A 26,422-nucleotide genomic window follows, 5' to 3' on the forward strand; every position below is an offset into this window, starting at 1 on the left:
CCGCGTGACATGACTGTGGCATGACCATGATTGTGGAACGGGATGCGTCCCGGCTCGATCGCCCAGATGCGGGAATTAATACCGGCGTCCCCCGGCCCGCATTTGTTTCGTGCCGGCCGCGGGCGGCGGAATTTACTCGTCGGCCGCCGCCGGCCGCGTCTCCTCGCCCACGAGCCCCAGCTCCACGAGCCGGATCGCGAGCGCGGTCCGTGACGTCACCCGCAGTTTGCGCATCGCCGACTTCACCTGGCTGGCCACGGTCTGCGTAGACACCGTCAGCGCCTCGGAGATCTGCCGGTTCGTCCTGCCCCGCACCAGCAGCCGCGCGACCGCCAGTTCACGCGGGGACAGCTGGTCCCCGTAGCTGGGCCGTCCACGGCCGCGCGCCTTGCGGGCGTCCCATCCCCGTGCGTTCAGGAACAGCGCCGACCGGGCGGCGTCGTCCCGGGAACCCAGCTCCGCCAACTGCCGCGACACCTCGGACAGCATCCGCGCACCCGCCTCCTGCCGGCCGGAGACGAGCAGACAGCGCGCCTGGCGCTCCCGGGCGAGGAGTACGTCGTACGGGCGGGGCAGTGTCCCCCATGCCTCCGCCGCCTCGGCGAACAGCGCCTCCGCGTCGCCCACTTGACCCAGGGCCTCGGCCAGCAGCGCACGGCACGCCACCACGGACGCCCGCGCCGCCGGGGCGTCCCTGTCGCCCACCGCACGGGCGAAAGCGGCCACCAGCTGGGCCGCGTCGGCGTCCCGGCCCGCAGCCAGCAGGGCACTCACCCGTACCGGGGCGACCTCGACGGCGCGGGGCCAGATACCGCCGTCGACGGTGATCGCGGCCGGCTCCTCGGTGAGGCGCAGCGCCTCATCGACGTCACCGTCGCGCAGAGCCAGCCGGGCCAGTGCCGCGGCGGCCTCGAAACGCTGCTGATCGTCACGCGCCGCGAAACGCAACAACTCCCCGGCCGCCTCCCGCTCCCCGCCACAGGCACGGACCAGTCCCGCCACGAGGGCCGCCTCGCACCGGTCCTTCAGCCGTACGCCGCTGTCGTCGTCGAGCAGCCGCGCCATCCGGTCGGCGAGCCCCGTCCACGTACCGGTGAACCAGTCCAGGTGGGCCTTGGTCGCGGCGATGCTGTCGAGATGGCCGGACAGTGCGTAGCGCTCGGCGAGAGCGAGGGATCTGGCCAGCCGCGTTCGGGCCTCGTCGTAGCGCCCCCAGCGCATGGCCTCCTCCCCCACGTTCGCGTGGCCGGTCGCGACGACGGACGCCTCTTCGGGACCGGCCGCCTCGTCGGGAATCGTCCGGGCCGCGGCCCACCCGGCCTCCTCGCCGAGCATGAGCAGGGCGAAGGCGTGCTCCACCGCCCGCAGCAGACGGTCGCCGGGGGCGATCGAGGGCACCACCGCGGGTGCCTCGTACAGCCACTTCAGATGTTCCGAGGCCGGCAGCGCCTTGCCGAGCGGCAGGGCCAGCAGGGTGCGGGCTCGCGCCGCCTCGGGCGAGTCGATCGCCAGTTGGGGTACCGCGCGCATGACTTCCCGCCGGCCGGCCTCGATCTCACCCGCCACCATGAGCACCCTGCCGATCTGGAAGCGGACCGATGCCTCCTGTCGCGGTGTCAGGGCCTGGGTCGCGAGGGCCGACCGTAAGGAATCTATGACCTTCGAGTGCGGGTCGGAGCCGGGCAGAGTCTGGAACTGGATCCCCGCCACCAGCCGAACCAGCGCCTCGGCCGGCAGGGCGACGGTCGTGACCAGGTCGTGCAGCAGCAGCGCCGATGCGGCCACGTCACCGGACCGGGCACTGAGGCCGGCCGCCCGCTCCGTGTACTTCCACGACGCCTCGGTGTCCCCGGCGAGCCGGAAGTGCCGGGCCAGCCGCTCCACGGGTGGCACCGGCCACCTCTCCAGCGCGCGGCCCGCCCGCAGGTGCATGACCCGCCGCTCCTGGGCCGGGACGACCTCGTAGACGGCCTGGCATGCCGTCGGATGCCGGAACGACCACTGCCCCCGCCCGCTCTCCCGCAGCAGACCGCATGCCAGGGCGCCGGCCACCTGACCGGCGAACCGCTCCTCCGCCAGACCGGTCACCGTCATCAGCGTGGCCAGGTCGGCCGGTCCGGCCAGCACCGACATCGCGTACAGGACCGTGCGGGTGTCCGGCCCGAGCCGTCCTACGCGCTTGAGCACCGCGTCCCGGACGGTGGGCGGCACCTCGGAACGGTCCGTGCGGCGGCGCGTCCAGCCGCCGCCGTGCCGGACGAGGTCGCCCCCGTCGAGCATGAACCGCACCGACTCCTCGACGACCAGGGGTATGCCTGCCGTCCGCTCGTACAGGAAGGCCGCGAGGTCCGTCGGCACATGCTCGCCGGACAGCATGGAGGAGACGAGGGCGGCGGTGTCGCCCGCGTCCAGGGGTTCGAGGGCCAGCCGGGTCAGGGGCGCGTCCGCGGGCAGCCGGGAGGACAGCCTCAACAGCGTTGATTCGAAGGGCACTTCGTCGCGGCGGTAGGTCACCATCAGCCGCACCGGGACGGGTCGGCGGGAGACCAGGTACAGCAGGAACTCCAGGGTGGCCTCGTCCGCCCAGTGCACGTCCTCAAGCACCAGGACCGGCGCTTCGAGGCGGGTGAGGATCTCGGCGAGCGCGCGGAACAGCCGGTGGCGGGCCGCGGTCGGATCCTGCAACGGCTCCGGCGCCGCGGGGAGGTCGGCCGCCCACTCGGGGAACAGCGGCCGCAGCGCGCCGCTCAGGTCGCTGAGCCCCAGTTCCGCCACATCGGTGACCCCGTCGCGGACGGCGTCCACGACAGCGCCGAGGGTGTACGGCACACGCAGCTCGGGGCAGGTCCCAATCAGGGTGCGGAGTCCGTGCCCGGTACGGGAGGCGAGGACTTCGCGCAGCAGCCGGGTCTTGCCGATCCCCGCCTCACCGTCGACGAGCACCACCGCGGATCGGTCCAACGCCGCCTCAAGCAGGGCGAGTTCCCGGTCCCGGCCGACGAACCGCGGACTGGGCGGGGAAGGCGGTGCGGACGGAAGGGGCGGTCCGGACGGGGAAGACAGCTGACCGGCACCGAAACCGTCCAGTCCAGGCAACGCCGTCCTCCCCCGCCGATCACCGCTGTGCCGGTGCTGACCTTAGCCGTGGGTGGACTCCGGACGCGGGCCGACAGGCCCTCCGAACCCACCTCGTAGCGATCCGCGGCACCGAGGTGCCCATGGCGAACGCCGCCTGTACACAACCGTGTTGGTCCCAAGGAGTGACGACTGCCCGGGCGAAGGTCATTAGGGTCGCCTCCATGACGGACACGCCCACGCCGAGGCGGATCGGCCGGCCGGCGTGCGCAGTCGACGGCGGACTCGTGCTGCTGGCGCTGTGTCCCGCGGTGCTGATGCAGGCGAGCACCGACGGAACCGCGCTCGGCTGGGGGCTGTTGGCAGCGCTGGACATCGTGACCGCGGCAGCCTTGCTGCTGCGCCGCCGAGCTCCGGCGGCCGTCTTCCTGGTCGCCATCTGCGCGCTGGTGACGACCATCGTCATCGGCGCGGCCCACGAGACACGGCTGTCCTCGCTCGCCGCGCTCCCTCTCGGGGTCTGCCTCTACAACATCGGCAGCCGCTCCCTCGACGGCCGCCGCACCGTTCTGGCACTGCTGGGCGGCGCCGTCGTCGTCGCGGCCGGCACCTGGGCCAACCTCCTGACCGCGCCGCCCGACCACCAAGCCGGCCCGGATGTGCTCGCCGTGCTCGCGCCCCTGCCCCTGGCCTGGGCACTGGGCAACGCGGCCCGCACCCACCGCGCCCAACACTCCGCGGTCGTACGGAGGGTGGACGCCATGGCCCGTGAACAGGAACTGCGCGAACAGCAGGCCGCCCAGCAGGAACGGGTCCGGATAGCGGGTGAGATGCACGACGTGGTCGCGCACTCCCTCACCCTGCTCGTCGTACGCGCCGAGGCCCTGCGCGCCCGCGGCGCCGAACTGCCCGACTGGGCCCGCCCGCAGATCGACGGGCTCGCTGTCGCGGGCCGCCAGGCGGGCGGTGAACTGCGTGACCTGCTCAGGGTGTTGCGCGTCCACGACGACGACGCACCCCTGCAGCCCATGCCGGGCATGGCCGACCTGCCCGAACTCCTCGACCGGGGCCGAGCCGCGGGCACCCGGATCGACGCCGACGTGGACGCACGCCTCGCCGCGTCGCAAGACCTGCCGAGGCCGGTACAGCTCACCCTCTACCGCATCGTGCAGGAATCCCTCACCAACGCCCGCCGTCACGCGCCGGGGTCGGCCGTACGGGTCGCCGTCCACGCCGGGACCGGCACCGTACACTGCGAGGTGGAGAACACCCCGCCGACACCAACAGAGGCTGCAAAACAGCACGTTGAGGACGGGTGGGGCGCGGGCCTGGGCCTGATCAGCATGAGGGAACGCGTCGAGGCACTGGGCGGCCGACTCGACACCGGCCCCACTCCGCAGGGCGGCTTCAAGGTGTCGGCCACCCTGACCGTGAACACTCCGACGAACACCGGCACAACCACTGACACGAGCAGTGACGCGAGCACTGACGCTGACGGCGGGACGACCTCCCGCCCGACCACGCCGACGCACGAGAGACCCCAGGACATCGCCCGTGCCTGACGAAGTCATCACCGTCCTCGTCGTCGACGACGAACGGATCATCCGAGAGGGCCTGGCGGCCATCCTCGGTGTCCAGAGCGGCGTGAGCGTCGCCGGTACCGCCGGGGACGGCGAGGAGGCCGTCGACCTGTGTCTGCGGCTGCGCCCCGACGTGGTGATGCTCGACATCCGCATGCCGCGCCGCGACGGTCTGTGGGCCCTGCGCGAACTCGACCGCCGCGGCCTGCTGGGCCCGGGCCGCGCCCAGGTCCTCGTACTGACGACCTTCGGCCTGGACGAATACGTCGACCGGGCGCTCGCGGCCGGCGCCGCCGGATTCCTGCTGAAGAGCAGCTCCTACGAGGAGTTGACGGCCGCCGTGCGCGCCGCCGCCGCCGGACAGCGCACCCTGAGCCCCGCCGTCACCGACCGCATCATCGAGAGCCACCTCGCGGCCCGGCGCCGCCCGGACTCCGGCGACCTCGCCCGGCTCACCGGCCTGACCGCACGGGAACGGGACGTCCTGCGGCTCGTCGGCGACGGTCTGAGCAACGCCGACATCGCCGACCGGCTCGTCGTCAGCCTCAACACGGTGAAGACGCATGTGAGCCGGATGCTCGCCAAGACCGGCTGCCAGAGCCGCGCCCAGGCCGCCGTACTGGCTCGCCGCGCGCTCCGCTGACACATCGGATACGCCTTCACGGACGCATCGGTTCACGCCTTCCCGAACACCTCACTCTTCGGAGTGACCGGGCCGCGCGCCGGGTCCCTCACAAGGACCACCACCGGCGCCGAAAGCAGGAGGCAACGAGTGACGATCAACGGCGCGATTCCCGGCTGAATGGGTGCTGCGCGGCAGTGGGCCGCGCGGCACCACGCTCAGCGCAGGAGATCACGATGGACCAACCGGCAGGCCGCCCGGATATTTCGGCCCCGACGGGAAGACACACCGGGGCGACGGTACGCATAGCCCGTCTGAGCGCGACACATCCCTGGTGGGCGGTGGGTGCCTGGGTGCTGTTCGTCGTGCTCTGCGTGGGCGCGGGCGCGGCCGTGGGCACCCGGGTGAACGACATGGGCCTGGCCACCGGCGAGGCACTGCGGGCCGCCGAGATGGAGGACACGGCCGAGCTCACCGATCCCGCCCGGGAGAACGTGCTCATCACCGCCCGCACAGGCCCCTTGGACGAGGCGGACGCCCGGAAGGCCGCGGCCGACGTGACGGCCCGTCTTGAGAAGCTGCCCCAGGTCGCGGATGTCTCCGAGGCCGTCGGCGCCCAGGACGGCTCGGCGCTGGTGGTCCGGGTGACGATGGCGGGCTCCGCAGACGACGCCGGCGCCGTCGTCCAGCCCCTGCTCGACGCGACCGACGCCACCGCTGCCGCGCACCCCGCGCTGCGCGTGGAACAGGTGGGCGACGCCTCCCTGGGTGCCGCCCTCGACAGCCGCCTCACCGGCGACTTCCACAAGGCGGAACTGGTCAGCATCCCCGTCACGCTCGGCATCCTCCTGGTGGCGTTCGGCGCGCTGCTCGCGGCCGGCGTCCCCGTCCTGCTGGCCCTGTCCTCCGTCGGCGCGGCCATCGGCCTGTCCGCCCTGGCGTCCCAACTCGTACCGGCCACCGATGTGCTGGACAGCGTGATCCTGCTGATCGGCATGGCCGTGGGAGTGGACTACTCGCTGTTCTACCTCCGGCGGGACCGTGAGGAACGCGCGCTCGGCCGGAACAGGGCCGACGCCGTCGAGATCGCGGCGGCCACCTCGGGGCACGCGGTCGTCGTCTCCGGCCTCGCGGTGTCGGTCGCCATGTGCGGCATGTTCGTCTCCGACAGCTCGACCTTCCACTCGCTGGCCATCGGCGCGATCCTGGTCGTCGCCGTGGCGGTCCTCGGCTCGGTGACCGTACTCCCCGCGCTGCTGGCCGGACTCGGCTCCCGGCTGGAGCGCCCGAGGGTCCCGCTGATCTGGCGCCTGACAGCCGACCGCCGGGACGGCGAAAGCCGCTTCTGGCCGGTGGTACTGCGCCCCGCGCTGCGCCGACCCGCCGCGACGCTCACCCTCTCCGTGGTCGCCCTGCTGGCCCTGGCCGCCCCTGCCACCGGCATGAAGCTGAAGCTCCTCGACGACTCCGACCTGCCCCGCTCGCTGCCCGTCATGCAGAGTTACGACCGCCTCACGGCCGCCTACCCCGGCACCGGCTCCTCGCTCCGTGTCGTCCTGCTGACCCCGCCCGCCGAAGCCGGCAAGGCCGCCGACGCCCTCACCGAACTCGCCCGACAGGTCTCCGGCGAAAAGGAGTTCACCAAGGAACAGTCGGCCGAGGTCAAGACCTCGGCCGACCGTACGGTGACGGCCGTCGACCTGGGCGTCGCCCACCGCGCGGGCACCCCCGACGCCGAGCACGCCCTGCGCCTGCTGCGCGAACGACTGCTGCCGCAGGCCCTGAAGGAGGTCACGGTCGCAGAACACGCGGTGGGCGGACCGGTCGCGCTGACCGCGGACTTCACCGAGGACGCCACGGACGCGATGCCCTGGGCGATCGGCTTCGTCCTGCTGCTCACCTTCCTCATGCTGATGGCGATCTTCCGTTCCCCGGTCGTCGCCCTCACCGCGATCCTCCTCAACACCCTCTCGGCAGGCGCCTCCTACGGCCTGCTCACCCTGGTCTTCCAGCACCACTGGGCGGAGAGCCTGCTCGGCTTCGAGTCCAACGGGGCGATCGTGACCTGGCTCCCGCTGTTCCTGTTCGTCGTCCTGTTCGGCCTGTCGATGGACTACCACATCTTCGTGGTCAGCCGGATCCGGGAACTGGTCCAGGAGGGTGTGCCCACCCGGGAGGCGGTGGCCCGGGGCATCACCGGGTCCGCCGGTACGGTCACCGGCGCGGCCGTCGTCATGGTCGCCGTGTTCGCCATCTTCGCAACCTTGTCCACCCTCGACATGAAGCAGCTCGGCGTCGGCCTCGCCGCGGCGATCCTGCTGGACGCGACCCTCATCCGGGCGGTGGTCCTGCCCGCCGCGATGATCCTCCTGGGCCGCGCCAACTGGTGGACCCCGGCCCTGTTCCGCCGCGCCGCCACCACCTCTCCCCCGACACCCGAACCCGAGCCCGAGCCCGAGCCCGGGTCCAAGCCCGAGCCCGAGCCCGACCCTCAGTCTCAGTCTCAGTCTCGGAGCCGGCACCAGCACTGACGGCAGGTCACCGCGTCCGGGGGTGTCCTACCCGGACAGAGCGCCGGTGTCGTGGACCACGGTTCCGCCGATCACCGTGGCACCGACGGACAGGGTGTCGATCCGCCGCGGGTCGACGGTCAGCAAGTCGTCCGAGAGGACCGCGAAATCCGCCAGCATGCCACGGGAGAGGCGGCCCTTGCGGTCGTCGGCGTGTTCGGCGTAGGCGGAGCCCACGGTGTAGGCGTACAGGGCCTGTTCGGGGGTGAGCGCCTCGGCGGGGGCCAGCGGGGCGCCGCCCGCGGTACGGCGGTTGACCATGTCGTGTATGCCGAGCAGCGGACTGCCGTGCGCGACCGGGGCGTCACTGCTCCCGGGCAGGACGGCCCCGGCGTCCAGGAGACTGCGCATGCGGTAGCAGAGTTCGGCGCGTTCGGGACCCAGCGCGGTGATCATTCCGTCGCCGATCTCGGAGACGAAGCGCCCCTGCGGCACGGGGACGACGCCGTTCTCCACCAGGCGGCGGACCTGTTTGTCGGAGGCGACGGCGAAGTGCTCGATGCGGTGGCGCGCGTCCCGGCGCGGGTGGGCCGCCTGTGCGGCCTCGAAGGCGTCCAGGACGACGTCGATGGCGGCGTCCCCGATGGCGTGGGCGGCGATCTGCCAGCCGCACCGGTGCGCCTGGGTGATCGTGTGGTGCAGCCACTGCTCGTCGAACTGGAGGAAGCCGACGTTGTCGGGTTCGTCGTGGTAGCCGCAGCACATGTGTGCCGAGCGGCCGATGAGCGAGCCGTCCGTGGCGATCTTGGTGGCGCCGATCTTCAGGCGGTCGTCGCCGAATCCGCTGCGCAGGCCCAGGTCGAGCCCGAACCAGGTGTCACCGTCCCCGACGGCTCCCAGGTCGTGCAGGACGGTCATGTAGGGCATGACCGTGGTCCGGATGCTCAGTGCGCCTTCCTGGACGGCCCGGTGGAAGGCGTGCAGGTCGGCCGGGCCGTGCCCGACGTGTTCGGCGGCGGCGATGCCCGGCTCGGTGAGGCTGGTGATGCCCTCGGTCACGCCCTGGTCGTTGCCGGCCTTGATGGCGGCGACGACCGAGTCGAGGGGCGAGGGGCGGAACGCCCGGGTCACCAGGTGCTGGGCGGTTTCCTGGAGCAGGCCGACCGCCCTGCCGTCGGGGTCGCGTTCGACATGGCCGCCGTCGAGGTCGGGGACACCGAGCCGGTCGGTGAAGCCGGCGCGGGTGAAGGCCGCGGTGTTGCCCACGCCCATGTGGCAGGAGACGTGCTCCAGCCACACGGGGCGCCCCTGGGCCGCTTCGTCCAGGGCTTCGGCCGTGGGGTGGGCGCCGATCTTGTTCTGGTCGTAGCCCGCGCCGAAGAGCCATTCGTCGGGGCCCAGCCGCGCCGCCCGTTCGCGTACCGCGGCGTAGAGGGCGTCGAGGGTGGGGACGGTCCGCGCGTGCAGGTCGAGTTCGAGGAGGCGGCGGCCTCGCATGCTCAGGTGCTGGTGGGCGTCGTTGAAGCCGGGCACCACCGGGGCTCCGCCCAGGTCGTGGACCCGGTCGGCGGTGCATCCGGCGACCTCTTCGTCGAGGCCGACGACGCGGCCCCCGAGGACCCCGAGGGTGTGTGCGGTGGGCCGGTCCGCGTCGAGCGTGGTGAAGCGGCCGTTGGTGAACAGTGCGTCCAGGTGCATGACTTGGGTCCTAGGAATGGGGTTCGGGCGTGTGGCCGGCTCAGGCGACGGTGGGGATGCTCTCCCGCTTCTCCCGGGCGTCGGTCCCCGGGGCGTCGTCGCGGTGACCCGAGCGGTACCGGGCCAGGGCCAGCACGCTGACCGTGGTAAGCAGCAGGAGCGTGATGTAGTAGCCGACCACCGGCCAGTGGCCGGCGCCCCGGGTGAGCAGCCACTGGGCGACGAAGGGGGTCGAACCGCCAATGATGGTGCTGCACAGCTGGTAGGCCAGGGAGACGCCGGTGTAGCGGACCTTGACCGGGAACGCCTGGGACAGGAAACCGGCCAGCAGCGCGTAGTAGCTGCATCCGGTGAGGACGCCCAGGGCCAGTCCCACCCCGATCAGTGTGCTGTTGCGGGTGGCGATCAGGAGGAACATCGGCACCGCGACCACGATGTTGGCGATCAGGGCGCCCGCCATCACCCGCACCGTTCCCACGCGCTGGGCGAGCAGTGCCGCCAGGGGCTGCCACAGGAACTGCAGAATGGCGAGGATCAGGAGGATGTCGAGCATGGTCTGCCGGTGCACGCCCAGGTCGCTCGTCGCCCAGGACAGCACGAAGGTGTTGGTGAAGTAGGCGGACGAGATACCCATGGCGCTGGCACCCACACCGAGCAGGACCAGCACGCGGGAGGTGCGGAACAGCTCGACCACGGGAATCTTCGGGGCGGCGTCCTCCTGCTGCCTGGCCTTCTCGAAGTCGGTGGACTCGGTGACCTTCAGCCGGATCACCAGACCGATGATCACCAGCAGGGCGGAGAGCAGGAACGGGACGCGCCAGCCCCACGTCATGAACGCGTCGTCGGGCAGGTTTCCGACGGCGATGAAGACGAGGGTGGCCAGGATGGACCCGGCCGGCGAGCCCTGCTGGACCCACATGCCCGCGAGGCCGCGGCGCTTGTGCTCGGCGTTCTCGGTGGCCATGAGCACCGCCCCGCCCCATTCGCCGCCGACCGCGATGCCCTGCACGGCGCGGAGCAGGACGAGCAGGACCGGCGCGGCGGCGCCGATGGTGGCGTAGGTGGGCAGCAGGCCGATGAGGGTGGTGGCGGACCCCATCAGGACGAGGGTGGTGACGAGGACGTTCTTGCGTCCCACGCGGTCACCGATGTGGCCGAAGATCAGTCCGCCCAGCGGGCGGGCCAGGAAGCCGACCCAGAAGGTGGCGAAGGCAGCGAGGGTGCCGGCGGTGGGACTGGCGGTGGGGAAGAACAGCTTGCCGAACACCAGGGCGGTGGCGGTGCCGTAGATGTAGAAGTCGTACCACTCGACCGCGGTCCCGATGAAGGACGCGGTGGTGGCCTGTCTGGCTTTGCGGCCGGCGGTGGTTGTGGTCTGGGGCATGGCTGACTCCGGGGATAAGCGGCGGTGCCGGCGGGGGATGTGACCTGTGCGCGGCGCGAGGCGGCACAAGGTCCTGCGTTGACCGCGACGCTGCGGGTGCCCGTTCGAACGGTGTTGTCCGGTCGGCCATAGTTTCGTGGCCGACCGGCCATACGGTCCAGTACCTTCTGAGCTGTACGGTCATACCTCGGAGGCATGACTGGGTCCGGGCGGGGATACGGTGGCGGGGCCGGGCGGTGAAGACACGGCGGCGGCGCGGTCGCGGTACGACGGAGGCACGATGGAACTGCGGGTCCTGCGGTATTTCCTGGCGGTGGTGGACACCGGCTCGATGACGGCCGCCGCCGCGCGCGTCCATGTGGCCCAGCCCTCCGTCTCGCGGCAGTTGCGCTCCCTCGAACGGGAACTGGGCGCGGAGCTGCTCCGGCGCACCAGCACGGGGGTCCAGCTCACGGCGGCCGGGCGCCGCTTCGTACCCGTCGCCAGGGATCTCACGCTGCGGGCCGCGCAGGGCACGGAGCTGCTGCAGGCCGTGTCCGGGCAGAGCCCGCTCCAGTTCCGCGTGGCCTGCCCCAACTCCACCATCACGCATCTCATCGCCCCGTACGTCGCCGAGCTCGGCGGCCCCTTCACCGACGCCCGGGGCTGTGAGCCGGACCAGGTGTACGAGCGGCTGCTGGCCGGGGACGTCGACATCGGCATCTCCACCGCTCCGCCGCCCGGCGGCATGGCGGCGCGGCGGCTGGGCGGCCGTCGGATCAGTGCCCAGATGCCCGCCTCCCACCCCGTCGCCCAGGAGGGCGGCGACCTGGAGCTGGCGGGTCTGCTCGACCACCCGGTCATCGTCAGCAGCCGGGCCAGCGCCGTGCGGCGCGCCCTCGACACCACCCTGTACGAGCAGAGCACGCCGCTCAGGCCCGCCTTCGAGCCGCAGTCCGAGGCCATGGCACAGGCTCTGGCCGCCGCGGGCCACGGCGTGTGCGTGGTCGTCGACCATCCGCAGTTCGACCTGAGCGTGCGCCCTCTGACCGCCCAGGGCCGTCCGCTGGCCATCTCCCTGTACGCCGGGTGGGACCCCGATCACTACGCGCACGACGAGATCGACGCGGCCGTACGGCAGCTGTCGAGCTGGCTCATGGCCAACGACGGCGGCCGAAAGCCGGGCAGTCGCTCCCCTGCTGCTCCCGATGCGCCGGATCACGGCTGAGCCGGCCGACCGCGCGCTTGGCGCCTGGAAGGCACGGTCTCCCGGCGGAGCGGCGAACAGGTCGAGCCGCTGCCCGTGGTGTCCGGTGGCAGCGGCTTCCTGGGGATGTGTCTCGGTGTGGGGGCCGCAGCCGTCGTGGTGGCCGGCGCGCTGGCGCCGGCCACGTACGTCATGGTCGTGCGCGGGACGGGAAGTCGGGCTCGCGGCGTTCGGTGAACGCGCTCAGCCCCTCACGGGCGTCCGGTGAGGTGAACGCCTTCTGCCCGTAGAGGGCCTCGCTGTGGAAGGCCTGGTCCTGCGGGAGGTCGCCGAGGCGGAGCACGGCCTCCTTGATGGTCCGCAGGGCGGTACCGCTGCGCGTGGCGAGCCGGTGGGCGCGGCGCAGCGCGGCGTCGAGGAGGTCGGCGGCGGGGACGACCTCGTTGAGCACCCCGTAGCGCAGCGCCTGCTCGGCCGTGACGCGGTCGCCCTGGAGCATCAGTTCCATCGCCCACGCGTAGGGGATCTGGCGGGTGAGCCTGGTGAGCGTCCCGCCGGCCGGCACGACGCCGACGCCGCTCTCGGGGAGGCCGAACTGCGCGGTGTCGGCCGCGATCCTGATGTCGGTGGACAGCATGATCTCGAATCCGCCGCCGAGGCACAGGCCGTTCACCGCGGCGATGACCGGCTTGAACAGCGAGGTGTGCTTCTGGTGCGCGGCGTCCCACCGCGAGATGTCGAAGCGGCCCTCCGCCAGTGCCGGGATGGACTCGGTGAGGTCGGCGCCCACGCAGAAGGCCCGGTCGCCGCTGCCGGTGAGGACCGCGACGGCGATCGCGTCGTTGTCGCGGACCTCGGCGAAGGCCGCGCCGAGTTCGTCGTACATCGCGAGGGTGAGTGCGTTGAGTTTCTCCGGGCGGTCGAAGCGCACGATCGCGACGTCGCCGTCCCTGTCGAGGGTGATGCCGCCCATCAGATGGCTCCCTCTTCCCGCAGTCGCGTGATCGCGTCCTCGTCGAGGTCGGCGAGTGCCCGCAGGATGGTGTCCGAGTGTTCGCCGACCTTAGGTGCCAGGCCGCGCGGCTGGGTGGGTGTGTCCCCGAGCTTGACCGGGGATCCGAACATCCGCAGCTCGCCGAAGTCGGGATACTCGACGTCGACGACCATGTCGCGCGCGGCGATCTGCGGGTCCGCGACGACCTCGGCGATGTCCTTGATCGCGCTCAGCGGTACGGCGTCCCCGACGATCTCCTCGAGCTCGGTCTTCGTCCTGTCCTCGAACCACCGGTGGAGCAGTGGCCGGACCCGGCGTTCGTACACCTCGGGGGTGAACCGCTTGGCCATGGTGTCGATCTCGGGGTCGTCGGCGAGTTCGGGCTGTCCGAACAGCTGACAGGACAGCCGCCAGAACTTGTCGGTGTAGCCGCCGAAGAAGACGAATCCGTCCTTGCAGGGGTACAGCTCGTAGGGCTTGACGAACGGGTGCTCGTTGCCGAGGGGGCCGGGGACCTTGCCGTCGACCGTGTAGGACACGACGGCGTTCTCGGTGAGGCTGAGCACCGAGTCCTGCTGGGAGATGTCGACCATCTGCCCCTGGCCCGTCTTCTCCGCGTGGCGCAGGGCGGCGAGGGTGCCGATGACGGCGTACAGCGTGGCGGAGAGGTCTCCGATGATGGTGCCGACCCGCGCCGGCGGCCGGTCGGGGAAGCCGTTCATCGACCACAGGCCGCCGGTGGCCTGCGCACTGTTGTCGTAGGCGGGCCGGCGCCGGTACGGGCCGTTCTGCCCGTAGCCGGAAATCGCCGTGTACACCAGGCGCGGGTTCTCCTGTCGCAGGACGTCGAAGCCGACGCCGAGCTTGTCCATCGTGCCCGGCCGGAAGTTCTCCACGAGGACGTCGGCGCGCCGCACCAGCTTCTTGAGCAGCTCCTTGCCCCCGTCGGTCGACAGATCGATGGTCAGGCCGAACTTGTTGCGGTTGAACTGCGCGAAGAACCCGCTGAACTCCTCGCCGGAGTCCGCCGTGAGCTTGGGCGGGAAGTCCCGGGCGTAGTCCGGGTCCTTCGGGTTCTCGATCTTGATCACGGTCGCGCCGAGATCCGCCAGCAGCATCGAGCAGAACGGCCCCGCCACCACCCGCGTGATGTCGAGGACGACCACACCGCGCAGCGCGCCCTCGGACAGTCCTCCGGGCAGCATGCCCGCGAGGGGCCCGGCGTCGTTGAAGGTCATGTTGGTTCCTTGCTCCGGTTCTCGGTCAGCTCGCGCCGGTGTCCACCCGGACACGGGCATCGAGCAGGGTGCCGCACGAGGGACTGTAGAACTCGTCGATGACGATCTTCCAGCCGTCGGTGCGGGGGCGGACGCGCACTCCGTGCTCGGCGAGTCGCTCGGCCGCGACGTGGGTGACCTTGTGTGCCTGGTCGCGCCAGTCGTCGCCCGCGCCCAGGCGGGCGCCGCTGGCCGGCACGTGCCAGCCGTCGGCGTCGCGCTGTGGTGCGGAGGCCCGGGCCGGGGAGTCGGCCGGGACGGGCCGCTCCGGGCTGCGGCCGAGGCGTTCCTCGCGCAGCGCGGCGCGCGCCCGCGTGGTGGCCGTCTCGTCGGCGGTCCCGTCGGTGACGACCACGCCGTAGGTGCGCCGCGCGGTCTCCTCGGTCACGTATCCGTCCCGGACGTCGGCGGCGACGAGCCGGGGGTCCCGGAGCAGGGGGTCGCCGTAGCCGCCTCCGCCGGCGATCCACTGCACCAGCACGTCACCGTCGCGGATGCTGACGGACTGCTGGTTGATGGCGAGCAGTTCACGCTCCGCGCTGTCCAGCGTGCCGGGGTCGGGCACCCGGCCCTCGGTGAGGAGGTCGGCGACGTTGCTGCGGCGCCAGACCTCGTGGCCGCTGCCTCCGCCGGGCAGTCCCCCGCCGAAGCCGTCGGCGACCACCTGGGCGTTGGGGGCGAACACGGTCTGGGTGACCTCCTGGGCGCCGTGCAGGGTCCACGCGAAGCGCAGGCCGAGGCCGCCGCGGTGGGCACCGTGCCCGGCGCTCTCGACGCTGAGCTGCTTCCACAGGTAGAGCACCGGGTAGAGCATCTCGTTCATCTCGACGTCCGGCAGCATGTTGTTGACCTGCGTCATCATGCCCGCGCAGTCGAGCCCGTCGCTCTCCGGCTGGGCGCCGGCGCCCATGCCGCCGCCGTCCATGTTGAACAGCACGAAGTACTCGCCGTCGTCGGTGGTGCCCGCGGAGATGCCGCCCGTCCACGAGTCGCCCCACACGCCCTGGGTGCGGTCGCGGATGACGTCGTCGGTGCTGGTGCGGCACGCCTCGTTCATCAGTTTCGTGATGACGCGGCTGACCCGGGCCCCGGTCGTCAGGTGTCCGTTGCTGATCGGCGCCGGAGGGCGCGGATTGACGATCGAACCGGGCTCGGCGAGGATGTCGAACGCGGTCATGACCCCCTCGTTGAAGGGGACGTCCCACGCGAGGATCGGCACGATGGCGCTGGCGACGCTGCCGACGAGCGCGCCGTAGCTGCAGTTGACGAAGCCGTCGGTCTGCTCGCTGGAGCCGGTGAAGTCGAAGGTCACCTGGTCGTCGTGCTTGGTCATCGTGCACGCGACGCGGTACAGCTCGTCGACGTGTCCGTTGTGCTCCGTCCACTCCTCGGCGGTGTAGGTGCCGTCGGGGATCTCGCGGACGCGGTCGCGCACGACCTGCTCGGCCAGTTCGAAGGACAGCTTCGTGTAGTCCCGGAACCGGTCGAGGCCGAACTCCTCCGTCGTGGCCAGCAGCCGCCGGATGCCGGTGTTGTTGCTGGCGACCAGGGAGCGCACGTCGTTCCAGAACAGGGCCGGTACGCGGACGTTGTTGAGGAGGATGCGGCGGACCCACTCGACGGGTTCGCCGCGCTCGAAGATCTTGACGCCCGGCGGGAGCCGCAGCGCCTCGGCGTAGCAGTCGTGGGCGCCGGGCGCGAAGCCGCCGGGGGTCATGCCGCCGACGTCGATGAGGTGCGCCTGCGACTGTGCCCAGCCGATCAGCTCGTCGCCGTGGAAGATCGGCGAGATGACGTTGGTGTCCGGCGGGTGGCTGGCGCCGGCGGTGTGCGGGTCGTTGCTGATGAACGCGTCACCGGGCGACAGTTGCTCCCCCTCGATGGCCTTCACCAGGTTCCGTACGGCGACGCTGCCGGAGCCGATGTGGAACTGGACGTAGTCGGAGTAGGCGTAGATGCGGCCGGTGGGGTCGAACAGCGCGGTGTTGAAGTCGCCGGCCTCGGTGATGACCGGGGAGCCCGAGGAGCGGATCATCGCGATGCCCATCTCCTCCACGATGGAGTCCAGGCGCATGCGGATCACTTCGAGGGTGACCGGGTCGAAGCCGTCGGGCAGGTTGTGCGGGGTGCCACTCATGGTCGTCTCCTTCGACGTACGGGGCGGAAGTCAGCGGTCGGCGAGGCGCATCAGGAAGTCGCCGCCGTCGGTGAGTGCGACGGTGGCACCGCTCGGCACGTACACCGTGGTGTCCGGCTCCTCCAGCAGGCACGGTCCTTCGGCCCGGCCGAGGGCTCCGAATCCGCGGTGCACGTCGATCTCCAGCCGCTTGCCGGTGAGCGGCTCCAGGACCTTGCGGCGGCTGAGCTCGTGCCGTTCCTCGCCGCCCGCGACCCGTTCGACCTTCTGCACGTCGCTGCGCCCGACGGCCCGTACCCGTGAGTTGACCAGCAGGATGTCCGCCTCGGCCCAGGCGGTTCCGGCGCCGAACTCCTCCTCGTAGTCGGCGATGAACCGGGTCCGCAGCGCGGCCTTGTCGGCTTCGCCGAAGGTGCCCGCGGGCAGCCGGGTGGTGACTTCGAAGATCTGGCCCATGAACTTGACGTCGGCCTCGCGGAAGAGTTCACGCCGGTCCTCGGGGATACCCTCGGCCTCGAACCAGGCCTGGGCGCGCTCCTCCAGGGCGGTGAACTCCTTGTCCAGGTCGGCGGCGGGCTGATCCATCGTCCACGGGCTCGTCCGTACGGCGGAGAACACGGAGTCGGCGTGCATGAGGCCGTGCGCGGAGAACACGGCGGCGTTGCGCGGGACGACCACTTCGCGTACGCCCGCCTCGGCGGCGATGGCGGCCGCGAACAGACCGCACGCGCCGCCGAAGCCGACGAGGGTGAACTCGCGCGGATCGTGTCCCCGGTTCACCGTGATCTTGCGCAGCGCGTTGGACATCTGGGATGTCGCCAGCCGGTAGACGCCTTCGGCCGCGGCGTCCTCGGTGATGCCCAGGGGTTCGGCGACGTGCTCGCGCAGGGCGGCGCGGGCCTGGTCCTCGTAGAGCGGGACGGTGCCGCCGAGGTAGTAGTGCGGGTTGATGAGCCCGAGCACCAGCGCCGCGTCGGTGACCGCCGGGCGGGCGCCGCCCTTGCCGTAGCAGGCGGGGCCCGGTGTGGAGCCCGCGCTGTGCGGGCCGACGCGCAGCAGGTTGCGGCCGTCGACCCAGGCGAGGCTGCCGCCGCCGGCGCCGATGGTCTCGATGTCCACGGCGGTCAGGCTGGTGGGCAGGCCGCCGATCTCGGCCCGCGGCAGCAGCCGGAACTCGTCGTCGATGATCGCTGCCGCGTCGAGGCTGGTGCCGCCCATGTCGGCGGTCAGCACGCGCCGGCGGCCGAGCTGCCGGCCCAGCAGGCGGGCCCCTGTGACACCGCCGACCGGGCCGGAGTTGAACATCTGGATCGGGGCCTTGCTGGTCTCCTCGACCGACAGGAATCCCCCGTGCACCTGCATGATCTGCACCCGCGCCCGCAGTCCCCGGCCACGCAGCTCGTCGGCGAGCTGGTGGAAGTGGGACGCCACGATCGGTTTGACCGCGGCGTCCAGCGCGGTGGTGACCATGCGCTCGTACTCGCGGTACACGGGAGTGAGACGGCTGGAGAGCGTGTACGGGACGTCCGGGTGGTGGGCGTCCAGGTACTCCCCGATCGCCTTCTCGTGCGCCGGGTTGCGGAAGGACCAGAGCAGACAGACGGCGATCGCCTCCGCGCCGGCCGCCAGCACCGCGTCGACCGCGGTGGCGATCGCGTCGTCGGTGAGCGGCGCCAGCACCGTGCCGTGCGCGTCGACCCGCTCCGCGACCTCGATGATGCGGCGGCGCTCCACGATGTCCGGCGGCGCCGCCATCTTGTGCGGGTCGCGCTCGTCGGTGCGGGCCGACCGGGCGATGCGCAGGGTGTCGCGGAAGCCCTGTGTGGTCAGCAGTCCCACGGGGGCGAACTTCTGTTCGTCCACCGCGTTGGTGACGATGGTGTTGCCGAGCACGAAGCGGTCCACGGCGGCGAAGAAGTCGGCCTCGTTCATTCCCGCGCGTTCCTGGAGCACCGCCAGCGCACCCAGGATGCCGGTGGTCACGTCCTTGGTCGAGAAGGCCTTGCCCCGTACGGCGACCCCGTCGACGACCGCCACGGCGTCGGTAAAGGTCCCACCGACGTCGATGCCCACATGAAGAGTCATGCTCGCTGTCTCCTTTGACTGCGTCGGTGCTGTGCGCGCCCGGCCCGCGCAAGGCGGCCCGATGGGCGGCTCGCGCAGGCTTCCCTGCCTCGGCGCTGCTGTGGACGCTACGTGCGCCGTCACCGCGCGGCTATGTATGTTCGGTCCACTGGATTCGAACGGCCGGTGGCTCATCGGCACAGAGGGCGAGGCTCGCACATGGCGGACACTTTTCCGGTCGACGTGGTCGTGAGCCTGCTCCAGGCCGCGTCCGCCGAGCAGGAGGCGGACGTGGACGAGCTGCTGGCGACGGTGTCCCTCTCCCGGCAGGACAGTGTGCGCATCGGTCAGGAGCTGCGGCGGCTGCGCGCGACCTCCGACCGGTGGCGGCGCCGTGGTCAGGAGCTGGCGGCACTGTTCTCCTCCGCGCGTGAGCTCGCCCAGCTCCGTGACGTCGACGAGCTGCTGGGCCGGCTCGTGGAGCGGGCGCACGACCTGATGGGCACGGACGTCACCTATCTGTCCGAGTATCAGGAGGACAGCCGCGAGCTGCTGGTGCGTACGACTCTCGGGACGGTCGCGCCGTCGTTCCCGGGGCTGCGGGTTCCGCCCGGGATGGGCCTGGCCAGCCGGGTGGTCGAGGGACGCCGGCCCTGCTGGACGTCCTCCTACGCCACGATGACCCAGGCGCCGCACGATTCCGGCATCGATTCCGCCGTGACCGCGGAGGGTCTCGTGTCGATGCTCGGCGTGCCGCTGCTCGCGGGTGACGAGGTGATCGGTGTGCTGTTCGCCGCCAACCGTGTCGAGCACGAGTTCGCCCCGGAGGAGATCTCCCTGCTGTCGGCCTTCGCCGACCATGCCGCCGTCGTGCTGCAGACCGCGCGGCTGCTGGCCCGTACCCAGGACGCGGCCGACGAGACCCGCCACGCCTACGGCGAGCTCGCCCGTCATGTGGAGGCCATGGAGCGGGCCAGCGAGGTGCACAGCGAGCTCACCGGTCTGGTGCTCCAGGGCAGTGAGGCGTCCGATGTCGCCACCGCGCTCGGCCGGGCCCTGCGGTGCCGGGTGACGCTCCTCGATGTGGGGCGTCTCCAGGATCCCGTGGCCACGGCGGTCGACCGCAGCCGCCGCAGCGGCCGGTGCACCCCGACGGACGGCGGGTACGTGGTCGCCGTCCTGGCCGGCGCGACCCTGCTGGGCGCGCTGCTGCTGGAGCCGGGTGAGGTTGCCTTCGGGCCGGTCGAGCTGCGCACCGCGGAACGCGCCGCCCAGATCACCGCACTGCTCAATCTGAAGCAGGACGCCATGATCGAGGCCGAGCAGCGGGTACGCAGCGACCTGCTGGCCGATCTGCTCTCCGCGGACCCCGAGCGTCATGCCGACCTCGCCACCCGGGCCCGCGCGCGGGGCATCCGGCTCGACGAACTGCGTTCCGTGGTCGTGGTCGCGCTGCCCGCCGAACTGCGTCATGAGGCCGTCCGCGGCCTGCGCCGCGAGAGCGGACTGATCGGGGAGTACGCCGATCATGTGATCGCCCTCACCACCGACTCCGACCCGGCCGCGGCGAGCGCCTCCGTCCACGCCACCGTCGGCCGCACCGTACGGGCACCCGTGCTGGCGGTCGGCGCGGGCTTCGCGGACCTGGACGACGATCTGCGCGCCCAGATCGAGGCGGCGTCGGCCTGTGTGGGCGTCCTGCCCGCCCTCGGACTGGACGACGCGGCCGTCACCGCCGACGCGTACCTTCCGTACACGGCGCTGTTCGGTCCCGGTGAGCCGCGTGTGGCGACGTATCTGCGGCGTGTCATCGGCCCGCTGCTGGACTGGGACGACGCGCACGCAGGCAAGCTCGTGCCCACCCTGGCCGCCTATCTCGGCAACCGGATGAGTCCGGTCGCCACCGCCCGCGCCCTCCACCTGCACAAGAACACGGTGCTGCAGCGGCTGGAACGCACGGCGGAACTCCTCGGAGCGGACTGGCAGGAGCCCGACCGGCTCTTCCGGATCACGGTCGCGGTCCAGTTGGCCCACCTCACGAGAGGTGTGTGAGCGCCGGAGAGGCTTGCGCACCCGACGGGCTGGCTCCGCGGGCGGACTCCGGACTCGGCAGGGCCGATCGTCCAGCGGATCGGCAGTGCACATGGGCCATTCACCCATACCTGAGTCGGCGGAACGGAACTAGCGTCGCCTACCGCACCGAGCCGTTCGGTGACCACGACGCAGTGGAGGGGCCGCATGCCGCGCACCAGCCGTATCCAGGGTCTACGGGACCTGTCCGTCGACGCACGCCGGCGGATCGTGGCGGAGTCCGCCACCGTCGATCCGCAGCGCATCGCCGCCTTCGCCCCGCAGCACGGCCTCGGTGTCGAGCTGGCCGACCACATGATCGAGAACGTGGTGGGGGTCATGGAGCTCCCCGTGGGCGTGGCGACCAACTTCGTCGTCAACGGCCGTGACGTACTCGTGCCGATGGCCAGCGAGGAGGCCTCCGTGGTCGCCGCGGCCTCGAACTCGGCGAAGGTGGCCCGCGCCCACGGCGGCTTCTTCACCTCGTCCACCGAGCCGGTCATGCAGGCCCAGGTCCAGATCATCGGTGTACGTGACCCCGAGGCGGGCCGGCTCCGGCTGCTGGAGGCCCGCCAGGAACTCGTCGAACTGGCCGACGCGCAGGACCCGAAGCTGGTCGAGTTCGGCGGTGGCGTCCGCGACATCTCGGTGCGGGTCGTTCCGTCCCGGGCCGGCACCTACGTCGTCGCCCATCTGCACGTGGACGTCCGCGACGCGATGGGCGCCAACGCGGTGAACACCATGGCCGAGGCCGTCGCCGTCCGGGCCGGCCAGATCGCGGGCGGCCGTACGCTGCTGCGGATCCTGACCAACAAGGCGGACCAGCGCCTCTCCCGGGCGCGGGCGGTCTTCGACGCCGAGGCGCTGGGCGGCGAGTCGGTGGTCGACGACATCGTGCACGCGGCGGCACTCGCGGAGGCCGATCCGTACCGTGCGGCCACCCACAACAAGGGCATCATGAACGGCATTTCCGCGGTCGTGCTCGCCACCGGCAACGACACCCGCGCGGTCGAAGCCGGCGCCCATTCGCACGCGATCTCTCCCACCGGGCGCTACACCTCGATGTCGCGGTTCGAGAAGGACGCCGACGGAAACGTCGTCGGCACCCTGGAACTGCCCATGCCGGTCGGTCTGGTGGGCGGTGCGACCAAGCTGCACCCGGTGGCGCAGGCCTCGATCGCCCTCCTCGGTGTCACCACGGCGACCGAGCTGGCAGAGATCATCATCGCCGTCGGACTGGCGCAGAACTTCGGCGCGGTGCGTGCGCTGGCCACCGAGGGCATCCAGCGCGGGCACATGTCGCTGCACGCCCGCAACGTCGCCCTCACGGCGGGCGCGAGCGCGGAGGAAGTGCCTGCCCTCGTCGCCCGTCTCGTCGCGGACAGGCAGGTCCGCGCCGACCATGCCCAGCGCGTCCTCGCCGAGATGCGGGCCGGCCGCTGACGCCGACCAGCAGGCGCGCGCTGCCAACGGGCGCACGGTGCCCGGACGGGCGACCCGGTCCAGGTCCTCGTACGCCCGTCGCCCACGTCGCGCCGCCGACGCGTCCATCCCCGATCCCCGGTACGGCCGCGGTGCTTCGCCCCGGCCGTGTCAACTGCGCTGCATCACCGGAGGTTTCCCAGTGACCGGCTACGGCATCGATCAGCTGCCCGGGCTCCCCGCCCGGGTCACCGTCTGCGAAGTCGGTCCCCGCGACGGGCTGCAGAACGAGTCCGCGACCGTACCGGCGTCCGTGAAGGCGGAGTTGGTGGAGCGCCTCGTCGACGCCGGGCACCGCGTGGTCGAGACCACCAGTCTCGTCCATCCGAAGTGGGTGCCCCAACTCGCCGACGCGGAGGAGGTCCTGCGTCGCATCGACCGCAGGCCGGGCGTGCGGTACCCGGTGCTGGTCCCCAACATGCGGGGCCTGGAGCGGGCCGTCGACCTCGGGGTGGACGACATCGCGGTGTTCGGTTCGGCGACGGAGAGTTTCGCCAGGGCCAACCTCAACCGGACGGTCGAGGAGTCCCTGGAGATGTTCGCGCCGGTCGTCGGACGGGCCCGCGAAACAGGGATGCGGGTGCGCGGCTACCTGTCCATGTGCTGGGGCGATCCCTGGGAGGGCGAGGTCTCGATTCCGCAGGTGGTGGCCGTGGCCACCCGGCTGATCGCGCTGGGCTGCACCGAGTTGTCCCTCGGCGACACCATCGGCGTCGCCACTCCCGGCCGGGTCGCCGCCCTGCTGGACGCCCTCACCGCGGGCGGCGTACCGGTGGAGAGCGTCGCGGTGCACTTCCACGACACCTACGGCCAGGCCCTCTCCAACACCCTGACCGCTCTGCGGCACGGAGTGACCACCGTCGACGCCTCCGCCGGCGGCCTGGGCGGCTGCCCGTACGCGAAGTCCGCCACCGGCAACCTGGCCACGGAGGATCTGCTGTGGCAGCTCGCGGGCCTCGGCATCGACACCGGAGTGGATCTGGACAAGCTCGTCGAGACGAGTACGTGGCTCGCCGATCTGCTCGGCCGGCCCAGCCCTTCCCGCACCGTCCGCGCCCTCGCCGGCGGCTGACCGACCCAGAAAGAGCACGCGTATGCCTGTCAACAAGATCGTCGGGAGTGCCGCCGCGGCCGTGGCCGACATCGCCGACGGTGCCGGCCTTGCGGTCGGTGGGTTCGGGCTCTGTGGCATCCCAACAGTACTCATCGAAGCTCTCGCCGATGCCGGCACGACGGACCTCGACGTGACGTCCAACAACTGCGGCACCGACGGGCGAGGCCTTGGCATCCTGCTGGAGCGGCGGCGGATCCGCCGGATCACCGCCTCGTACATCGGCGAGAACAAGGAGTTCGCCCGGCAGTATCTCGCCGGTGAGGTCGAGGTCGAGCTGACTCCGCAGGGCACCCTCGCCGAGAGGCTTCGCGCAGGCGGCTGCGGCATCCCCGCCTTCTACACACCCGCCGGGGTCGGCACGGTGATCGCCGACGGAGGCATGCCGCTGCGCTACGGGCCGGAGGGCGAGGTCCTCGTGTCCTCGCCGCCCAAGGAGACCCGACGCTTCACCACGGAAGGCGTCGAGCGCGACTACGTCCTCGAACACGGCCTCTCCACGGACTTCGCGCTGATCCGGGCGGCCCGGGGCGATCGCTACGGAAACCTCGCCTTCCATTCCTCGGCGCGGAACTTCAACCCCCTGGCCGCGATGGCGGGACGGGTCACGATCGCCGAGGTCGAAGAGCTGGTCGAGCCCGGCGAACTCGGTCCCGACGAGGTGCATCTGCCCGGCATCTACGTCCATCGCGTCGTCGTACTGACCGCGGAACAGGCCACGGCGAAAGACATCGAGAAGCTGACGGCCCGAGAGGTGACCGCATGAGGACCCGGGAAGAGATGGCGGCCCGCGCGGCGGCCGAACTGCGCGACGGCGAGTACGTCAACCTCGGCATCGGTTTGCCGACGCTGATCCCCGCGTACGTCCCCGAAGGCATCGACGTGGTGCTGCACTCGGAGAACGGCCTGCTCGGTGTCGGTGACCATCCCCTGCGCGCGGATGTCGACCCCGACCTGATCAACGCCGGCAAGGAGACGGTGACGCTGCGGCCGGCCGCCTCCGTCTTCGATTCCGCGCTGTCCTTCGGGATGATCCGCGGCGGCAAGGTCGACGTCGCCGTCCTCGGCGGCATGCAGGTCTCCGCGGCCGGCGACCTGGCCAACTGGACCGTCCCCGGCCGCATGATCAAGGGCATGGGCGGCGCCATGGACCTCGTCCACGGCGCCCGCCGCGTCATCGTGCTGATGGAACACACCACCAGAACCGGCGAACCGAAGATCGTCGAAAGCTGCAGCCTGCCGCTGACCGGGAAGGGTGTGGTCGACCGCATCATCACCGACCTCGCCGTCATCGACGTCGGGCCGGACGGACTCACGCTCCACGAAACCGTACCCGGCGTCGACGCCGACACGGTCCGCGACCGCACCGCGGCGGTGCTGCACGACGCCCGGCGAACCGTCGGCTGACCCGCCCGCACCCGCCGGTTCACGGTCGGGCCCGTCGACGGGACGCGGCGGAGGGCTGCGCGGGCCGCCTCGGCCGGGTGGCGGGCCCGACGAGGCCTTTCCGCGCGCGTCCCGCTGGAATCTACCGGCACGTCAGAATCTCTGCACCCACCTCTTTACAACGATGTAATCGCTGTGTTGCCATGAGCACCCACCAGCTCATGTCGCGCCGTCCGTCACACAAGGACCTCGATACGTGGGGAGCCAGCGATGCGTGCCCGGCCCATCACCTCTTTGGCAACCGCCCTGTTCGCCCTGCTGATCGGCCTGATCTGCGCTCCGCAGGCCCCCGCCACGACATCACCGACTGCGGCGGCGAGTGCGAGCGCGGCAGCCTCGGGAACCTTCCGCAATCCGCTGAACACGGGGCCCGACCCGTTCATGACGTACGCGAACGGGGCGTACCACCTCACCACCACACAGGGCGGCAGCATCAAGATGTGGCGTTCCCCCTCGCTGGGAACCCTGCTCGACGCCGAACCGATCACCGTGTGGACGGACACCGACACCTCGCGCAACCAGCACATCTGGGCAGCCGAGTTCTACCGCTTCGACAGCCGCTGGTACATGTACTACACGGCCGACGACGGAGTGGACGACCACCACCGGCTCTACGTCCTGGAGTCGGCCGGCGACGACCCTGCGGGGCCCTACCACTTCAAGGCGAAGCTGACCCCGCCCAACCACACGAACGACTTCGCCATCGACCCCGGGATCCTCCAGCACAACGGCCGGCTCTATCTCGCCTACAGCGGCATCAACGCGTACCAGCACAACGGGCTGAACATCGCGCCCATGTCGAACCCGTACACCGTCTCGGGCAACGCCGTCGCGCTGAACGGGGCGGGCGGCTGCCCGGAGGTCCGTGAGGGCCCCGAGTTCCTGTATCGCAACGGCCGTACCTGGATGACCTACTCGACGTGCGACACCGGGAAGCCCGACTACCAGGTGTGGGAGATGTCCCTGCCCGGCGGAGCGGACCCGCTGGTGGCCGGCAACTGGACGCAGCGCAGCGGGCCCGTCTTCGCACGCAACGACGCCAGGGGCGTGTTCGGTCCCGGCCACCACGCCTTCTTCCGCTCCCCCGACGGGACGGAGGACTGGATCATCTACCACGCCAAGACCACGTCGGACCTCACCTACAGCAACCGAACGACGCGCGCCCAGAAGATCGGCTGGCGGGCCGACGGCGGCCCCGACCTCGGCACTCCGCTCGCCATGGGAGCCACGCAGAACCTGCCCTCCGGTGACCCCGGATCAGGCAACCACTGGATCAACGACGACGGCCGTTCCAGCGGCAACGGCACGGTGACGTACCAGGGTTCGTGGAACTCGGGCACCGGCTGCGCCGCGCAGTGCTTCTGGGGCGACGACCACTGGAGCGACGGGACCGGCAACACCGCGACGTTCACGTTCACCGGCACCAGGATCGCGCTGCTGTCCGTGAAGGACACCGGCAACGGCATAGCCGCCATCCGCGTCGACGGGGGCGCCGAACAGCGCGTCGACTTCTACGGCGCCATCCGGACCGGCGAGACGCTCCAGTACCTCAGCCCACGTCTGCCGTACGGCACGCACACCGTGCAGGTACGGGTCACCGGGGAACGCAACTCGTCCGCCGGGGCGGCGTTCGTGAGCGTGGACCGCGCCGAGGTCTACACGGACTGACGCGCTCTTCGCACAGCAGCTCTTCGCACAGCAGGTTCTGCAGAGCGGGCTCGGCCGGCCATCGTGACGGATGCGATCGGCCGGCACGCAGCAGCCCTTCCGGGGCTGCTGCGGCTGC

At 71.4% G+C, this 26,422-nt stretch carries 17 protein-coding genes; 10 read left to right on the top strand and 7 right to left on the bottom strand.

The features are described 5' to 3' along the window. Positions 1–132: 132 nt before the first annotated feature. Positions 133–3,096 (bottom strand): ATP-binding protein, encoded by a 2,964-nt coding sequence (locus tag ACZ60E_RS08700; RefSeq protein WP_469439089.1) that lies wholly within the window; start codon positions 3,094–3,096, stop codon positions 133–135. 203 nt (positions 3,097–3,299) lie between these two features. Between ACZ60E_RS08700 and ACZ60E_RS08705 the strand changes: the two genes are divergently transcribed. The 3 genes from ACZ60E_RS08705 (at position 3,300) to ACZ60E_RS08715 (ending at position 7,808) form a co-directional block, all read left to right on the top strand. Next, the gene (locus ACZ60E_RS08705; RefSeq protein WP_469439090.1) at positions 3,300–4,637 is read left to right on the top strand and encodes a sensor histidine kinase; all 1,338 of its coding nucleotides are present in this window, start codon (positions 3,300–3,302) and stop codon (positions 4,635–4,637) included. Beyond that, the gene (locus ACZ60E_RS08710; RefSeq protein ID WP_469439091.1) at positions 4,630–5,298 is read left to right on the top strand and encodes a response regulator transcription factor; all 669 of its coding nucleotides are present in this window, start codon (positions 4,630–4,632) and stop codon (positions 5,296–5,298) included. Before ACZ60E_RS08705 ends, ACZ60E_RS08710 begins: the two co-directional genes overlap by 8 nt. A gap of 215 nt (positions 5,299–5,513) precedes the next feature. After that, positions 5,514–7,808, top strand: coding sequence for an MMPL family transporter (locus tag ACZ60E_RS08715; RefSeq protein WP_469439092.1), 2,295 nt, complete (start codon positions 5,514–5,516; stop codon positions 7,806–7,808). Between the two features lie 27 nt (positions 7,809–7,835). On the opposite strand, the gene ACZ60E_RS08720 is transcribed toward ACZ60E_RS08715, so the two are convergent. Together ACZ60E_RS08720 and ACZ60E_RS08725 are read right to left on the bottom strand one after the other, a co-directional pair. Continuing rightward, the gene (locus ACZ60E_RS08720) at positions 7,836–9,485 is read right to left on the bottom strand and encodes an amidohydrolase (RefSeq protein ID WP_384812338.1); all 1,650 of its coding nucleotides are present in this window, start codon (positions 9,483–9,485) and stop codon (positions 7,836–7,838) included. A 40-nt stretch (positions 9,486–9,525) separates the two neighbouring features. Then, positions 9,526–10,869 (bottom strand): MFS transporter, encoded by a 1,344-nt coding sequence (locus tag ACZ60E_RS08725; protein ID WP_384812341.1) that lies wholly within the window; start codon positions 10,867–10,869, stop codon positions 9,526–9,528. A 280-nt stretch (positions 10,870–11,149) separates the two neighbouring features. Here ACZ60E_RS08725 and ACZ60E_RS08730 point away from each other — a divergent pair, with 280 nt between their 5' ends. Continuing rightward, positions 11,150–12,076: a LysR family transcriptional regulator gene (locus tag ACZ60E_RS08730; protein ID WP_469439093.1), complete on the top strand. Its 927-nt coding sequence runs from the start codon at positions 11,150–11,152 to the stop codon at positions 12,074–12,076. Positions 12,077–12,245: 169 nt separating this feature from the next. Here the strand turns inward: ACZ60E_RS08730 and ACZ60E_RS08735 are convergent, their stop codons facing one another. The 4 genes from ACZ60E_RS08735 to ACZ60E_RS08750 are packed head-to-tail and all read right to left on the bottom strand — an operon-like array spanning position 12,246 to position 18,548. Beyond that, positions 12,246–13,028 carry an enoyl-CoA hydratase/isomerase family protein gene (locus ACZ60E_RS08735; protein WP_469439094.1) on the bottom strand — a complete coding sequence of 261 codons (783 nt, stop codon included), beginning with the start codon at positions 13,026–13,028 and terminating at the stop codon, positions 12,246–12,248. Next, positions 13,028–14,287, bottom strand: a complete 1,260-nt coding sequence (locus tag ACZ60E_RS08740) for a CaiB/BaiF CoA transferase family protein (protein WP_469439095.1) — start codon at positions 14,285–14,287, stop codon at positions 13,028–13,030. Before ACZ60E_RS08740 ends, ACZ60E_RS08735 begins: the two co-directional genes overlap by 1 nt. Before the next feature lie 25 nt (positions 14,288–14,312). Next, complete coding sequence (locus tag ACZ60E_RS08745) at positions 14,313–16,463, bottom strand: hydantoinase B/oxoprolinase family protein (RefSeq protein WP_469439096.1); 2,151 nt, start codon at positions 16,461–16,463, stop codon at positions 14,313–14,315. A gap of 30 nt (positions 16,464–16,493) precedes the next feature. Beyond that, a complete protein-coding gene (locus tag ACZ60E_RS08750) occupies positions 16,494–18,548 on the bottom strand; it encodes a hydantoinase/oxoprolinase family protein (protein ID WP_469439097.1) in 2,055 nt (684 codons plus the stop codon). Between the two features lie 198 nt (positions 18,549–18,746). On the opposite strand from ACZ60E_RS08750, the gene ACZ60E_RS08755 reads away from it, so the two are divergent. From ACZ60E_RS08755 to ACZ60E_RS08780, 6 genes are all read left to right on the top strand, one after another. After that, positions 18,747–20,579, top strand: coding sequence for a helix-turn-helix domain-containing protein (locus ACZ60E_RS08755; RefSeq protein ID WP_469439098.1), 1,833 nt, complete (start codon positions 18,747–18,749; stop codon positions 20,577–20,579). A 186-nt stretch (positions 20,580–20,765) separates the two neighbouring features. Continuing rightward, entirely contained in the window at positions 20,766–22,040 is a 1,275-nt protein-coding gene (locus tag ACZ60E_RS08760) for a hydroxymethylglutaryl-CoA reductase, degradative (protein WP_469439099.1), read from the top strand. A 181-nt stretch (positions 22,041–22,221) separates the two neighbouring features. After that, the gene (locus ACZ60E_RS08765) at positions 22,222–23,151 is read left to right on the top strand and encodes a hydroxymethylglutaryl-CoA lyase (RefSeq protein ID WP_469439100.1); all 930 of its coding nucleotides are present in this window, start codon (positions 22,222–22,224) and stop codon (positions 23,149–23,151) included. A gap of 22 nt (positions 23,152–23,173) precedes the next feature. After that, positions 23,174–23,956, top strand: coding sequence for a CoA transferase subunit A (locus ACZ60E_RS08770; protein ID WP_385837028.1), 783 nt, complete (start codon positions 23,174–23,176; stop codon positions 23,954–23,956). Next, a complete protein-coding gene (locus ACZ60E_RS08775) occupies positions 23,953–24,597 on the top strand; it encodes a 3-oxoacid CoA-transferase subunit B (RefSeq protein ID WP_469439101.1) in 645 nt (214 codons plus the stop codon). Before ACZ60E_RS08770 ends, ACZ60E_RS08775 begins: the two co-directional genes overlap by 4 nt. Positions 24,598–24,846: 249 nt before the next feature. Then, positions 24,847–26,304 carry a glycoside hydrolase family 43 protein gene (locus tag ACZ60E_RS08780; protein ID WP_469439102.1) on the top strand — a complete coding sequence of 486 codons (1,458 nt, stop codon included), beginning with the start codon at positions 24,847–24,849 and terminating at the stop codon, positions 26,302–26,304. The last annotated feature ends 118 nt before the right edge of the window (positions 26,305–26,422 follow it).

This window comes from Streptomyces sp. NPDC102514, assembly GCF_055584525.1.